15 protein-coding genes are annotated in these 14,098 nt (G+C 60.3%); 11 read left to right on the forward strand and 4 right to left on the reverse strand.

The window, feature by feature from the left end; translation table 11 throughout:
- Nucleotides 1-288 precede the first annotated feature (288 nt).
- On the forward strand, nt 289-1,713 hold the full coding sequence (locus ACZ432_RS00240) for a transposase (RefSeq protein WP_464378848.1): 1,425 nt from the start codon (nt 289-291) through the stop codon (nt 1,711-1,713).
- A gap of 457 nt (nt 1,714-2,170) precedes the next feature.
- Complete coding sequence (locus tag ACZ432_RS00245) at nt 2,171-3,403, forward strand: tyrosine-type recombinase/integrase (protein WP_049987695.1); 1,233 nt, start codon at nt 2,171-2,173, stop codon at nt 3,401-3,403.
- Nucleotides 3,404-3,436: 33 nt separating this feature from the next.
- Here ACZ432_RS00245 and ACZ432_RS00250 read toward each other — a convergent pair whose 3' ends face one another.
- The 3 genes from ACZ432_RS00250 to ACZ432_RS00260 are packed head-to-tail and all read right to left on the reverse strand — an operon-like array spanning nt 3,437 to nt 6,258.
- Nucleotides 3,437-4,090, reverse strand: a complete 654-nt coding sequence (locus tag ACZ432_RS00250; RefSeq protein ID WP_004594625.1) for a hypothetical protein — start codon at nt 4,088-4,090, stop codon at nt 3,437-3,439.
- A 28-nt stretch (nt 4,091-4,118) separates the two neighbouring features.
- Nucleotides 4,119-6,038 carry a heavy metal translocating P-type ATPase gene (locus ACZ432_RS00255; RefSeq protein ID WP_004594624.1) on the reverse strand — a complete coding sequence of 640 codons (1,920 nt, stop codon included), beginning with the start codon at nt 6,036-6,038 and terminating at the stop codon, nt 4,119-4,121.
- A 4-nt stretch (nt 6,039-6,042) separates the two neighbouring features.
- A complete protein-coding gene (locus ACZ432_RS00260; protein WP_004594622.1) occupies nt 6,043-6,258 on the reverse strand; it encodes a heavy-metal-associated domain-containing protein in 216 nt (71 codons plus the stop codon).
- A gap of 201 nt (nt 6,259-6,459) precedes the next feature.
- Between ACZ432_RS00260 and ACZ432_RS00265 the strand changes: the two genes are divergently transcribed.
- Nucleotides 6,460-6,984 (forward strand): ArsR/SmtB family transcription factor, encoded by a 525-nt coding sequence (locus tag ACZ432_RS00265; RefSeq protein WP_426963386.1) that lies wholly within the window; start codon nt 6,460-6,462, stop codon nt 6,982-6,984.
- A 29-nt stretch (nt 6,985-7,013) separates the two neighbouring features.
- Here the strand turns inward: ACZ432_RS00265 and ACZ432_RS00270 are convergent, their stop codons facing one another.
- The gene (locus ACZ432_RS00270; RefSeq protein ID WP_004594621.1) at nt 7,014-8,480 is read right to left on the reverse strand and encodes an amidohydrolase family protein; all 1,467 of its coding nucleotides are present in this window, start codon (nt 8,478-8,480) and stop codon (nt 7,014-7,016) included.
- Nucleotides 8,481-8,808: 328 nt separating this feature from the next.
- Here ACZ432_RS00270 and ACZ432_RS00275 point away from each other — a divergent pair, with 328 nt between their 5' ends.
- The 8 genes from ACZ432_RS00275 to ACZ432_RS00310 all read left to right on the forward strand — a co-directional run bounded on the left by ACZ432_RS00275 (nt 8,809) and on the right by ACZ432_RS00310 (nt 13,895).
- Nucleotides 8,809-10,203: a permease gene (locus tag ACZ432_RS00275; protein WP_004594620.1), complete on the forward strand. Its 1,395-nt coding sequence runs from the start codon at nt 8,809-8,811 to the stop codon at nt 10,201-10,203.
- A 125-nt stretch (nt 10,204-10,328) separates the two neighbouring features.
- Nucleotides 10,329-10,928, forward strand: a complete 600-nt coding sequence (locus tag ACZ432_RS00280) for a helix-turn-helix transcriptional regulator (RefSeq protein ID WP_011222408.1) — start codon at nt 10,329-10,331, stop codon at nt 10,926-10,928.
- Nucleotides 10,929-11,096: 168 nt separating this feature from the next.
- Nucleotides 11,097-11,417 carry a hypothetical protein gene (locus tag ACZ432_RS00285; RefSeq protein ID WP_004594618.1) on the forward strand — a complete coding sequence of 107 codons (321 nt, stop codon included), beginning with the start codon at nt 11,097-11,099 and terminating at the stop codon, nt 11,415-11,417.
- A 57-nt stretch (nt 11,418-11,474) separates the two neighbouring features.
- Nucleotides 11,475-11,828 (forward strand): SHOCT domain-containing protein, encoded by a 354-nt coding sequence (locus ACZ432_RS00290; protein WP_004594617.1) that lies wholly within the window; start codon nt 11,475-11,477, stop codon nt 11,826-11,828.
- 95 nt (nt 11,829-11,923) lie between these two features.
- On the forward strand, nt 11,924-12,340 hold the full coding sequence (locus ACZ432_RS00295) for a DUF302 domain-containing protein (protein WP_004594616.1): 417 nt from the start codon (nt 11,924-11,926) through the stop codon (nt 12,338-12,340).
- Between the two features lie 3 nt (nt 12,341-12,343).
- Nucleotides 12,344-12,697 carry an SHOCT domain-containing protein gene (locus ACZ432_RS00300; RefSeq protein ID WP_004594615.1) on the forward strand — a complete coding sequence of 118 codons (354 nt, stop codon included), beginning with the start codon at nt 12,344-12,346 and terminating at the stop codon, nt 12,695-12,697.
- A 123-nt stretch (nt 12,698-12,820) separates the two neighbouring features.
- Nucleotides 12,821-13,129, forward strand: coding sequence for a thioredoxin family protein (locus ACZ432_RS00305; protein WP_004594614.1), 309 nt, complete (start codon nt 12,821-12,823; stop codon nt 13,127-13,129).
- A gap of 19 nt (nt 13,130-13,148) precedes the next feature.
- Complete coding sequence (locus ACZ432_RS00310; protein ID WP_004594613.1) at nt 13,149-13,895, forward strand: plastocyanin/azurin family copper-binding protein; 747 nt, start codon at nt 13,149-13,151, stop codon at nt 13,893-13,895.
- The last annotated feature ends 203 nt before the right edge of the window (nt 13,896-14,098 follow it).

A 14,098-nucleotide genomic window follows, 5' to 3' on the forward strand; every position in this document is an offset into this window, starting at 1 on the left:
GGATAGAATTTCAATCTAGCTGTTAATTCGTGTTCTACTCAACGTTTCCACTCAAAGAGTTGATTTTGTAACCTTCCTCAGTATATTGTATGAGCACCCCTGACGATTCACCTTCTAGTGAAAAATTTTGAATGCACTCTGTGCGAAGCGTACCAGCTAGGGATCACCATCCGTAACGAGTTCAAAGAAACCGATCTCGTCACTGCGTTCGAGAACCTTGATCACTCGATAGACGCGATCAAAGACGAGTATCCAGCGTGGCATCCTGCGCCACTCTCCTTTCGAGCAATGGTCCTCTCGTTCGTTTTCATGGAGATCACCGGAGATTCGTACGCCGAGTTTTCTCGACGACTCACCCGGCAACCGGAAGTCGCCACTATTCTCGGCTTCACCCGAGTACCTGACGAATCGGCCTTCTCACGAGCGTGGCGAAATAGATTCGACGACGAGACCCACGAATATGTCCACGCTGCTGCCCACTTTGTTATCAAAGAAGTTCACGATCGCGATATCTCAGCGTCTGAGGTTCGCCCCAAGAAAGAGATCGTCGAAGGTACTGAAGAAAACATAGACTCAGTCGAAGACGAATCATTCTCACAGAACGCAATCGTCCAGACAACGCGCCTCGCGCGTGATCACGCCTTCGGTCATTTCGACTCTGATCGGGCGTCAAACACTACCTACGAAGACACGCAATTTTTCGAGTTACAGACGTTCATGGGGATGGTTCGGTGCGGAACCGCGCAAGGAGCGACTCGCTTTCAGTACCGTCGTGGTGAAGAGTATGGACCCCACGGCGACACCCACCTCCGCGCTGTCAAACAGTTCGATCCTGAAGGCCTCGTGAGCGGATTTAACGAGACGACGGATCGCTTACTCTCCGTGATCGCCTCTGAAGCATCGTTCCGGCGTCCAGTCACGGCCGCGATCGATATCACAACTATTCCCTACTACGGAGAGGTCGAAGGAATGCCGATGGTCAGCGGGACGAAGGATAGAGACGGTCGAGCGTTCAAATTCGCAACCCTCTCGATCATCGGGCAGAACATTCCGCTCGTTCTCGCCGTAGAACCGGTCCGAGAGAGCTCTGAGTGGGATGAGAACTCGTCGAATCAGATTCATCGCACTGTGCGGCGACTGGTTCGACAAGCGAAAGAACACGTTCCGATTGAGACAGTGCTGTGTGATCGGGAGTTCGATTCGATACGCGTGTTTCAGACGCTCTCAAACCTCGATGTGAACTACCTCATTCCGAAGCGAGTCTCCAGCTCTGAACGGGATGTACTCGAACAAATGGAGGAAGACGACCAAGAGGTGGCCGTTGAGTCAGCTTCTGTCCATGTGGAATCTGGATCGCATCCAATGCGGCTCCTGTACGTACCGTCGACGAGTGGTGAGGGGACGGCCGTCTTCGCGACGAATCTCCGAGTCGGTCCGGAGGAAGCCGAGTCGTTCTGTCAGCGCTACAGCCGCCGGTGGCAGATCGAGAGTGAGTACAAATCGATCAAAGGTGACTTTCTCGCCAAGACCTCCTCGAAAGACTACCGCGTTCGCCTGTTCTACTTCGTGTTCGCGGTACTCCTGTACAATATTTGGCGGCTCACCGACTTCCTGCTGAAAGCGGATGTCGACGGTGAGATGGACTATGCACCCGTGTTGACTGCGGGTGAGTGTGTTGAGCTCATTGCCTCGTCGTTGATTCCACATGACTAACCGGCTGATCTCTTAGTGACTCCTCCGTCTGGGAGTGGCAACCTTATTCAGGAGCCCCAAAATCCACGCAATTACCCACGTTCGTCCGGTAGATACGGCCATCAGGGATTTGAATTGGTGATTGGCCGGTGAGATACGCCACGAATAGATGCTAATTCGATCTGAAACTAGCCTATCCTCCGAAACTGTGAACTTCCAAGGCCCGAGATTTTGTATAGCGATATACGATATACATTCTACTGTAATGCGGAGTTCCGGCGCTAAGAGACTCTAGACCCCCGAATTCTCCCGATTGCTCAAATACAACAAGTGGTCGTGATTATGCCCGTAATCACGACCACTTTGAAGTACCCCGGCGCCGTCGGTGAAGCACGAATGCTGCAACCGCCTCACGACGACGCTTCCCCCAGGGTAGAGGACCCGAGACCGGGGCTGCAGGACGGTGGAGGGCCGGTGAATGCCTGACCGAGCGCTTTCGACGCCGCTCGACGACAGCTTCGAGCGCTACCTCCAAGACAAGGGGAAAGGCCGGGGCGGCGGCGGTGGGAACTATCGACGTAACGCTGCACGCGAGCTCGAACGGTTCGCCGAGTGGGCCGCCGGCGACCGCGGCGCCGACGACTGGACCGGGATCGCCGACGACGTCGGCCGCGAGCCGACCTTCGACGATCTCGACGAACGCGTGTTCCGGGAGTACGCCCGACATCTCGGTGGAGATCGGGGACTCAAGCAGAACACAGTACAAACCTATTACCGCTATATCTCTGCGTGGTGTGGCTGGTGCGTCAACGAGGGATATCTTGAGGCCCACTACGCGCAGCGAGCGAGTGCGATGGCGCCGCTGCCGGAGGACGACGGTCGCAAGCCCGGCGACCAGCAGGCCTGGACGTCCGAACAGCGCCACGCCCTCACCCGTCACGTCGACGAACGGGCCCGCGACGCCGTCGAGGCGTACACGACACTCCCGGAGGATACTGATCCCCTCGACAAGCAGCGAGCACGCTACGCGGCGTTGAAGGCGGCTCGTGACCGGGCGCTGGTGTTTGTCCTCGCGTACACCGCCGTCCGCGTTGGCGAACTCCTCCGCGATCCGAACGACCCGCGCCGGCGCGGCGTCCGCTGGGAGGACCTCTCCGTCGACGACGGGAGTATGGACGTCTACCGGAAGAAACAGCAATGGGATGCCGCGAGCCTTCCCGATCCGGTGATCTCGCCGTTGCGAAGCTATCGCCAGTTGATGGACCCACCAACGGAGCGCTGGCCGGTGTTTCCGACGTTCGACCAACGGACGCTCGCAGGGCTCGTCCGGGAAAACCTCGCCGAACGAGGGGAACGCCCAGAAGCAATCATTGAACGCCGTGCGGAGTACGCTCGCGACCTGCTGCTGGCGCTCGATGTGGACATTCGGCCGCCGTCGATCACGACGGACGGCGCACGGTCGATTCTCCAACGACTCTCGGAGGCCGCGGAGATCGACATCGACCATCCGAAACACGATTATCTTGCTCCGCACGGTGGCCGTCGTGGCATGGGCGAGGTTCTGGTCCGGGCATTCGGATATACTGTGGCGGCCCGATATCTCGATAATTCTGAGGAGATGGTTCGTGAGCGGTACTCGCATATCGAGGCTGGTGAGTTAGGTGATGTCGCTACTGAGGCCCTTGAGGAGATCGATAGTGTACCGCAGTAACTTATTTCGAGTGAGAGGGGTAGACCGTCGCGTTCACACCGCGTCGACGGTGAACAGCGAGTCGTCGCTGAGGACGACCTGTACCCGGCGGTGCCAGGCGTCAGCGAAAGCCTCTCGTTGCTGGTCAGTTGCCGATTCGTCGAGAATCCCTTGGAGGTTCCCGATTGCGGGTCCACCGTCAGGAACGTCGCTGACGTGGTAGGTCACTTCGACGGTCTCGTCCGTGTCGGTTCGCCGGAACCGGAACGTCGGGTCCGCCGTGTCCGGGTCGAACGCGTCGAAGCGCAGGAGGTCGCGGCGGCCGCCATAGCCGCCGGCGAGCCCGCTGAATCCGTCATCGCCGGTCGCGCCAGTCACGTACGAGATGATGCGGCTCATCACGCCGTACGCGGCATCGTCCTGCGGGCCGGCCGTCTGGACCTCGATTTCGCTCCGGACTGGATAGTCGTCGGGATACAGGGCGTCGAGCCCGAGCTGGACGATCCGATAGGCACCCGAGGCTGTCGGACAGGAGTGTCCGGCTTCTTTCACCGCGTCCCGGTAGGTGACGACGAACGGCTCGCCCGGTTCGAGGACGCCGAGGGCCTCCGCGACGGGGTCGCGGATTTCGATCGGGTCGGCGTCGTAGTCGACCTGCCAATTGGTTCTCGTCTGGGTCGTGTCAGTCGCAGTCGAATTCGATGTCATGAGTTGTGGTTGTGATCGTGTCTCGTGGTCAGTAGCGGAGCAGTCGCATCCCGTTGAGGATGACGAGGAGGACGCTGGCCTCGTGGACCAGCATTCCCGACGCGAGGGTGACGTAGCTGGTGAGCACGCCCGCGAGGAGGACGGTCACGGTCAGCACCGCGAGCCCGACGTTCTCGAGGACGTTCCAGCGCGTCGCCTTGCTGAGTTTGACCGCGTACGGGATGCGTTCGAGGTCGTCGGCCATCAACGCCATGTCAGCCGTTTCGATAGCGGTGTCCGTTCCCGCAGCACCCATCGCGATGCCGACATCGGCAGTGGCCAGCGATGGCGCGTCGTTGATGCCGTCGCCGACCATCGCGACGACGTGGCCGTCGGCCTGGTAGCCCTCGATGACGGACTGCTTGTCCTCGGGGAGGAGTTCGGCACGGTACTCGTCGATACCGACCTCCTCGGCAACGGCAGCGGCCGTCCGCTCGTTGTCGCCGGTGAGCATCACCGTCTCGATGCCAGCGTCTTGGAGCGCCGCGACGACCCCAGGAGCGGCCTCCCGGAGCTCGTCCCGCATCGCAATCGCGCCGATGATGTCCCCGTCCCGAACGACGTGGACGACTGTCTCGCCGCGCCCCTCACGCTCGCGGACGTAGTCGGCGACCCGATCGGGGACATCGACGTCGCGGTCGTCCAGCAGCGCGCGGTTGCCGACGACGACTTCCTGGCCATCGGCATGGGCGATGACGCCCTTGCCGGCGACCACGTCGAAGTCGTCGGGATCGGGGACCGACCTGCGCCCCACGTCCGTATCGTCCGCTTGGGCGACCGTCGCTCCACCGTCCGTCGCAGCCGTCTGGCGTTCGCGGGCCATGTCGACGATGGCGTCCGCGAGGTGGTGTTCGCTCTTCTTCTCGGCGGTCGCTGCGAGCGAGAGGACGTCGGCGGCGGCGACGCCGAACCCCTCGATACCGGAGACGGTGGTCTCGCCCTTCGTGAGCGTCCCCGTCTTGTCGAAGGCGACGAGATCGATCTTGCCGGCGCGTTCGAGGTGTTCGCCGCCCTTCATCAGCACGCCCGACCGGGCGGCGTTACCGATGGCCGAGACGATGCTGACCGGTGGCCCGATGACCAGCGCGCCCGGACAGCCGATGACCAGCAGCGTCAGCGACAGGATCGCGTTCTGCGTGACCGCGTACGCGCCGATAGCCAGGGCAATGACGGCCGGCGTGTAGTACTTCGCGAACCGGTCGATGAGACTCTCCGTGGGCGACTGAGCCTCCTGGGCCTCCTCGACGCGACGGATGATCCGTTCGAGAGTCGTATCCGATCCCGCTCCCGTCGTCCGGATTTCTAGCGCGCCCTCCTGGTTGACCGTCCCGGCGTACACCTCGTCGCTGTCGGCCTTGTGGACGGGCGCGCTCTCGCCGGTGACCGGCGCCTGGTTGACTGCGCTCTCGCCGTCGACGACGGTTCCGTCGACCGGGATCTTCCCGCCCGGCTTTACGACGACGACTTCGCCCTCTTCGACATCGCGGGCGGAGACCTTTTGGAGTGTCCCGTCGCGACGGACGGTCGCCGTGTCGGGCGTCATCTCCAGTAGCTCCTGAAGTGCCGTCCGGGTCTTCCGCATCGTCCGGCCTTCGAGGTAGCTGCCAAGGCTGAACAGGAAGACGACGGCGGCGGCTTCCCAGTACTCCCCGATGACGATAGCACCGATGGCGGCCAGCGTCACCAGCGTCTTGATGCCGAGCGTCCGGTTGGTGACCTCGTGGTAAGCGGTCTTGGCGATGTCGTAGCCACCCACGACCGTCGCGAGGACGAGGATGGCGGCGCTTGCCATCTCGAAACTCGTGAGGTAGCCGAGACTCCAGCCACCGCCGTACAGCAGGCCGCTTGTCGCCGTGACGATGGCCTTCCGGTGGTTCCGGTAGTACTGCGTGATCGATTGTTTGTTCATAGTGTTAGGCGGGCTGGGGAGTGTACCCCTGGTTTTCGATGGTCTCTGCGAAGGCGTCGGGGTCAGCGACGCTGTCGTCGTACTCGATCTCGACGCGGCCGGTCGCGTAGTGGACTTCGACGTGCTGGACGCCGTCGACGTTCGACAGGGCGCGTTCGACGGTACTCGCGCAGGTCGGGCAGTCGAAGTCGAGGACGCGGAATTGGGTTGTGTCGCTCATTACAGTTTGAGATAGTGCCCGTACCTCAATAAGTATTTTTTATATGATATGTTTGAATTCGGATACGAGTCGTTGGAACAGTCAAACGGGTCGTCTAGGGCTTTCGCTATCGCGGGTCCATCCTGTACTGGATACCTCGACAGACACCTACCCGACTCCTGCCCCGCTACCTTTTCCCGCGTGCTCGCGCTCAGTCCTCGTATGAGTGATTCCGATACCGACCACCGTCTCGACGACATCGCGGTGCGAGACACTCGGATTTCGGACGCCATCGACGAGCCGATGCGGGCGATGGTCCTCGACATTCTGTCCGAGGAAGCCCTAACTGCGACCGAGGTCCACGAACGCCTCGACGATCGCGGCATCGACCGGACGGAGAACACGGTCCGCCATCACATCAACGAGCTCCGGGATGCGGGCCTCGTCGACGTCGTTCGCTTCGAGGAGGGGCGTGGTGGGACGACGAAGTACTACCACGCGAACACGATCGTCCTCTCGTACTCACTACCAGATTCGGCCGACGCCGCCGTCGAGGAGATGATCGACGCTGCCCAGCCCCAGATCACGGACGCGCTCACTACGCTCACCGACGAGTGCGACGACGCTATTGAGGAGATCGTCGAGGATATGCAGCCCTGCGAGCACTGCCAGACCCAGAAGTACGAGACGTACGTTCTTCTGACCGTCCTGCGACGTGCGTTCGTTCGCGCCCACAGAAATTCCTGAGGGGGAACCACCCCTACGCTGGCAGGGTCTTAGAAGGAGAACCGATCACGCGCGGATTGCATCGCGAGGCGAGTCAGGAGTCGCGCAGGGCCACGCTTTGGGAGGTCCCGTACAGTCTCGATGCTGGTCGGCGGTTCACTACCACCAATGTCTAACTCCCAGCCTGTCTCGTCCATGAAGCGTTCGACAGCCTGATTTACTCGCTGTCGCACGTCGTCCGAGTCCATTGTCTCGGGCACACCATTCCGGAGGACGACGTCGCCGTCAACGATCACTGTCTCGACGTCGGCCGGGACCGCGTTGTTCACGACGTGTGCGGGAACGTTGGTCAGTGGCGTGAACTTCGGTTTGTCGACGTCGAGGAGGATAATATCCGCGCGCTTTCCCGCTTCGATACTGCCGATCTCGTCGCCCATCCCCAGCGCGCGTGCGCCCTCGATAGTGAGCATTCGTATCAGTTCCATCGAGTCGAACTGCCCGGCTGAACGCTTGAGATTTGCCGCCAGCCGAGCTTGCCGCGCTTCACCGAACATGCTGTACGAGTCGTGCCAGTAGTGGTCGTCAATCCCTACTCCGACGTCGACGCCGGCGGCTCGAAGCTCGGGAACGGGCGTCCACTGCGTCTCCCCGTCCGGATTCCAGTAACAGAAGACGGACGGGCAGTGCGCAACAGCCGCGTCCGCCTCGGCGGTTCGCTGGATGTCCTCTTCGTCGCCGAGGCGGAAGTGAGCAGCGACCAGTCGGTCGTCCAGGAGTCCAACGTCGTCGAGCAATCCTACCGAGTCCTCGCCACCGTTCGCTCGTGCCATCGTGTTACTCTCCTCGAGTTCGAGCAAGTGCGTGTGGACGAGCAGGTCCGGATACTCTGCGGCGAGGGATGCGGTCCGTTCCCACAGCTGCCGGGTACACGACCAGTCGTCGTGCGGGCAGATCGTCGCCCTGATTCGGCCGTCGTACGTGTCGTGGTACGTTTCGACGAACTCGCGAGCACGGGCGAACTGCTGATCGACTGGTTGGTCCCAGAAGAGGTCCGAGATCGCCGGGCCGAAAAATCCGCGGAGCCCTGCTTCCCCGAACGTCTCCGCACCTGCGGCAGGCCGTGCGTCCATGGAGTTCACGGTCGTGACACCGCCCAGGAGGAAATTGAGCGCTGCGAGCTCGACGCCTGCCTCGACGAGGTACTCGAATTCGCCGTTCCCTAGTCTGTTAAACAAGGCCGTCCCACTCCCGAGCATCTCCGTCAGCTCGAGTTCGCTAAACGCACCGATGAGCGGTGTCATCTCCAGGTGCGTGTGGGCGTTCACCAACCCCGGCATCACCAGTTTCCCGTTCCCGTCGATAACGGTGGATGCTTCTAATTCTCCGTCTCCTGCACGTGATGGTCGGACTTCTTCGATACAGCCATCGGTGATGCATACTGTGCCGCGCTCGTACAGGCGGTTCCGCTCGTCGGCTGTGAGAACGAGTGCATCATGGATTGCCAGATCGACAGCCATCGTAAATTAGGAAGTGGATGTGACAGTTACCGTACTGGACAACCGAGCAGGCCGGCGAAGGCTGTTCTTCCAGGTGGTGTTCCCCTCATTTGGGATATCATCGGTCTCTACTGGTCCCATTAGCCTCTAATACGTCGGCGTGATTTAATCAGATTCCCCTTTTGAATCTGAAGTCGGATTCCGTGGAGCTTGTGGAGGTTTGCAATGTTTTCCCCTCTTCACGATAGATCATCTATGGCCGACGGTTACGATGCCATAGTACTGATACCCTCATAGGCAGTATATTCTAACCAAAACCGCAATAGATGATCCCTACAATGATACACCTATGCAGGCGACGATAATCGACGGAGTTCTTGAATCCCTTCGTATCGGTGTCGGATTTCTCTGGACGGCGGCGTGGGCGATCATCATGGGCCTCACGATTACGAGTCTCGTCCAGGTCTACGTCTCGAAGGAGCGGATGGCACAGGTGCTGGGTGAGGGCGATCTAACTGGACTTACCAAGGCGACTGTGTTCGGAGCAGCAAGCAGTGGCTGTAGTTTCGGCGCCGTCGCCATCGGGAAGGGCCTGTTCAAGAAGGGGGCGCACGCGGTGAACTTCCTCGCGTTCATGTTCGCGTCGACGAACCTCATCGTCGAACTAGGGCTGATGATTCTCATCCTGCTTGGCTGGGAGTTCCTCGTCGCGGAACTGCTCGGCGGCCTGATTCTCATCGCCGTCATGGCCGCCATCGTCCACCTCACGCTTCCCGAAAACCTGTTTAACGAAGTCCGCGAGAAGCTCAACGAGCGCGACCGCCAGGCGGGCGTCACGGAAGATCCCACCTGCGGGATGGAGGGGAAAGACGAGTACACGCTCACGACCGACGGCGGTGAGACGCTCAAATTCTGCTCGGAGGGCTGTATGGAGACCTATCGCCAGGAGACGTCGAGTAGCGGCGGGTGGCGTGACGAGTTGCTGTCGTGGGGTGGCTGGTACAAGGTCGGGAATCAGTACCGCAAGGAGTGGTCGATGATCTGGAAAGACATCGTCGCCGGCTTCCTTATTTCTGGGTTCGTCATCGTCTTCGTCCCGCAGTGGGTGTGGAACACGCTGTTCATTCAGGGCGACGGCCTGCTCGTGACTGCCGAGAACGCCGTCATGGGCGTCATCATCGCCGTCCTCAGTTTCGTCGGCAGTATGGGCAACGTCCCGTTCGCCGTCGCGCTCTGGGGTGGTGGCGTCAGCTTCGCCGGGATCATCGCGTTCGTCTACGCCGACCTCATCACCGTGCCCGTCCTGAACGTCTACCGGAAGTACTACGGCTGGAAGGTGATGCTGTACATCCTCGGCGTCTTCTTCGTCACGATGGCGTTCACCGGCTTCCTCATGGAGCTGCTGTTCGACGCGCTGGGTATCGTTCCAGATCTGGCGGGCGGCGAGACGGCGACTGAACAGACGTACTTCGAGCTCAACTACACGTTCTACCTCAATATTATCGCCTTTGCGCTCTCCGGGTTCCTTCTGTATGTCTACCGGCGGGGACTCGGCGCACCAGGTCAGTATCGAGATCCGGTGTGCGGGATGCGAACCGACGATGAGGGCCCGAGTGCGTCCCACGATGGGACGACGTACTATTTTTGCTCAAAGAAATGCAAGCGTACGTTCGAAGAAGAACCAACGGAATTTACTAATCAAAGCCCGCAAATATCGAGCCACGATCACGATCATGACCACTGATGATCGCACTGTGGTTCATCCGCTGTGATGGGGTTCATCATCACAGTTTCAATCCGCAATTGTCACACCTACTGCGCTCAAATAGACGGTATGAATAGTCAAATCCCGCAACTCGGGGCTGTCATATGAATCGCCGTCGAGCAGATACTGTCGTCGGTGTGCTTCTCGGGTTCGTTCTCCTGGCCGGCGGGGTACTCAGTTGGCGGGCCTATCAACAGCGTCGGGCTATCGAGCAATCGATGGGGTCAATGATGGGTTCATCTATGGGAACGATGCACGGCCCAGACCCCCTCTGGTACGTGGTTGGAACCCTGCTGGTTGCTGGCGTTATCGGTGGCGTCTATTACGTGGTCCGGGGAGAACTCACCGATCCAGAAGTGGCCGACACAACGGCGCCTGTCGATCCTGCACAGACATCGGCGGCAACAGCTACGTCGATGGATGATGACGCTGCACCGGCGACGTCTATCAATCCTGAATCGGACCCCCAAGCACGCGTTCTCGATCTCTTACCGGATGATGAACGACGCGTCCTCGAACCCGTCCTGAACTCCCCCGGAATCACGCAGATTGAACTTCGGGATCGATCTGAGTTCTCGAAGAGTAAAGTAAGCCAGACCGTGAGTTCACTCGAGGAGCGAGGTCTGCTGTATCGGGAACGACAGGGTCGGACCTATCGTGTGTATCCGAGTGATGACCTTCGGCAGCAACAACCGGGAAAATAGTCGCTATCTATCGGGCGCTCTCCCTCTCGAATTCCGTAGGTATGAACGGTCTCCCTCGAGCAAAACGGTTAGAAGATGTTATAGACGTTCTCGAACGTTCTCCTGTATGGATTCACACCCATGTCGATAACTCCCGAGCAGGCCTACGAGTAACCGAGGAGAGAGACAATGACCAACTTCAAACTCGGCCGGTGGCTGCTCGTGGCGCTCGCGATTGTCGGACTCGCGTTCGCCGCACCGGCAGTCAGCGCACACGACAACGCAACGACCGCTGACGACGCGCCTACGGACAATGCCACCGCAGATGAATGGGCCACTTGGATGGAGGCACAGATGACCGAACACATGGGCCCGGGTAGCGTCGAGTGGATGGAGTCGCACATGGGTGTGACCGTCGACGAGATGGCCCAGGACATGGCTGACGGGGAATACCACGACGGGGCTGACGACGGCTACAACGGCGGGATGTACGGGCAGGGCCACTGCTGACGGCTCTGGCCGTTTCGATCGCTCCAATCGAACACCACAACTCACCAACGCAAGATAATGACGCAACTCACCACTCACATCGGACGCACTGCTCGGCGACTCGCGATCCTCGCCGTCCCGCTGCTAGTTGCGGCGACTGGACCGGCTGTTGCCCACGGTAGTGGGAGCTACGGCGGCGGCATGATGGGGGGCGGCTGGGGCCTCTTCGGTGGAGCGATGGGGCTCTGGGGGTTCCTCTGGATGGGGCTCCTCATCGCCGTTCCGCTCTACATTGTCTATGCGCTCCTCAATCGAGGCTCCGGTGGGAACGAAGAGCAGTCGCTGTCGGTTCTCCGTGAGCGCTACGCCCGCGGAGAGCTCTCGGATGACGAATTCGATCGGCGGCGAGAACAGCTCGAACGCACCGGATGACTGGAGCAGCTGCTGTTCCAGCCGATACATCATATTCCCAACGGCCGCCGTTGCGGCACCCAACCGTTAACCCCGTAGACGGGGTATGATACTTCATGGAATACACAATACAGACTTCAGTCACCGGTGAGTTCGACGACGTCGTCGACACGACGATTGCGGCGCTCAAAGACGAAGGATTCGGCGTCCTCTGTGACATCGACGTCCAAGCGACGCTCGAGGAGAAACTCGGCGAGGAGTTTCGACAGTACTGCATCCTCGGTGCGTGCAACCCGGGGCTGGCACACGAGGGCCTGAACGAAGAGATCGAACTCGGCGCACTCCTCCCGTGTAACGTCATTGTCTACGAAACCGACGGCGGCGAGGTCATGGTGAGTGCCGTCGACCCACAACAGCTCGTCGGCATCGCCGACAACGAGGCACTCGACTCGATCGCGAACGAGGTCCACGACCGGTTCGAACGCGTTCTCGCCAGCGTCGCGGACGAACTCGAATCATCGACCGAGATCTGAACCATGACATCATCAAACCAACTCGACACCACAACCATCGTCCTCCTCATCCTCGGGGCGATCATCGTCCTCCCCTTGCTCACGATGGGGATGGGATTCGGCGGGATGATGGGATACGGTGGAATGATGGGTGGATACGGGACGACCAGCGGCTGGTGGCCACTCGTCGGGATGCTCGTCCAGCTGGTCTTCCTCCTCCTCCTGCTCGGTGGCGGATATCTCGTCTTCCGTCGCGTGACGGCATCGCAGTCGTCGCGGAATCCCGCAATGGAGGAGCTGCGTATGGCATACGCCCGCGGAGATCTCACCGAGGAAGAGTTCGAGGCGCGTCGGAACAAGCTCGAACGCTCGGAGTGACGGTCCGACCACCAACCTCCGGCGTTACTCACGTCCGGCCCCTTGGAATCCGAAATCTGTGACCCTCACAGCTTTCGGATGTGAATAGAAGTGTGCTAAAAGCATAAGACCATACTAGCTACTATGACGGAAGTTATCCTGTTCACACAGGAGACTTGTGGAGCGTGCGCAACGCAGCGAGAGAAAAACGAGGGTATCGAAGATGCGTATCCGGATGTCGAGTTCCGGGAGGTCGACATCCAGACCGATCTGGAGACGGCCGAGGAGTACGGTGTCCGAAAGACGCCAACGACGCTCGTGTATGCAAACGGGGAACAGACGGCCGAGTTCATCGGCATCGTCGACCGGGACGAATTGGAGGCTGCCATCGAGAGCGCCGGCCAGCAATCGCCCGGACTCACGAACCGGCTCGCCAGCATCATCCGTGGATAACAGAAGCCAACCAGCTACAATGACAGACTACAGTAGACGCCAGTTCCTGGGAGCGCTCGGTGCTGGCACAGTCGCGAGTGCGGGATTCACCCAACCAGTCGCCGCACAGGAGACGCCCGTCGTGAAGATGGGCAACAACTACTTCGACCCGATCGGGCTCCACGTCGAACCTGGCACGACCGTCCGCTTCGAGATAGCAGCCGGAGCTCACTCGGCGACGGCCTATCCGGACCGCGTTCCCGCCGACGCCACCGCCTTCGACAGCGGGACCATCTCGCAGGGGAGCTTCGAGCACACGTTCGAGGTGCCCGGAACGTACGACTACTACTGCATCCCTCACAAGACGGTCGGCATGGTCGGTCGCATCGTCGTTGGTAGCCCTGGCGGTCCAGCTGAAGACAGCCCGATCCCGGACGGCGAGGTCCCAGACAGCGAAACGATCGTCCAGAACGGCGCCGTTGCCGTCGGCTCGGACGTCGACGGCAGTGGGAGTACCGATGGCGGAATGATGGGTCCAGGGATGATGCACGGCCGGAACGGTGGATGGTTCGGTGGGCTGCCGTTCGTCGGCGGGGCACTCGGGATGCTGGGGCTGGTCGGCGGCTTCCTCTACTGGGCAATGGGTCGAGGCGATGCACCTCCAGAGAGTGACGATTCCGCTATGGAAACCCTCCAACGTCGTTACGCACGAGGCGAGATCGACGAAGAAGAGTTCCAGAAGCGTCGTGAACGGTTGGAGACTGGGAGTGAAGACCCATCTCGGTAAGGCGCGGTGTCGTCGCCATTTCTACACGCCTGAGGTCCCTCGCTCAGGAGTCCTTCGAAGACCTGTTCCTACGCCGCGGCACTTCTCCGCGGAACGTAAGCCGCACTCATCGGTGCCCAGAGAACGAGGGACACAGCAGCAACCAGAGTCCACCGAACCGTTTGCCCGATCAGACGGTCGTAGTGAAATCCGAGTCAAACTAT

This window comes from Haloparvum alkalitolerans, from assembly GCF_055381565.1.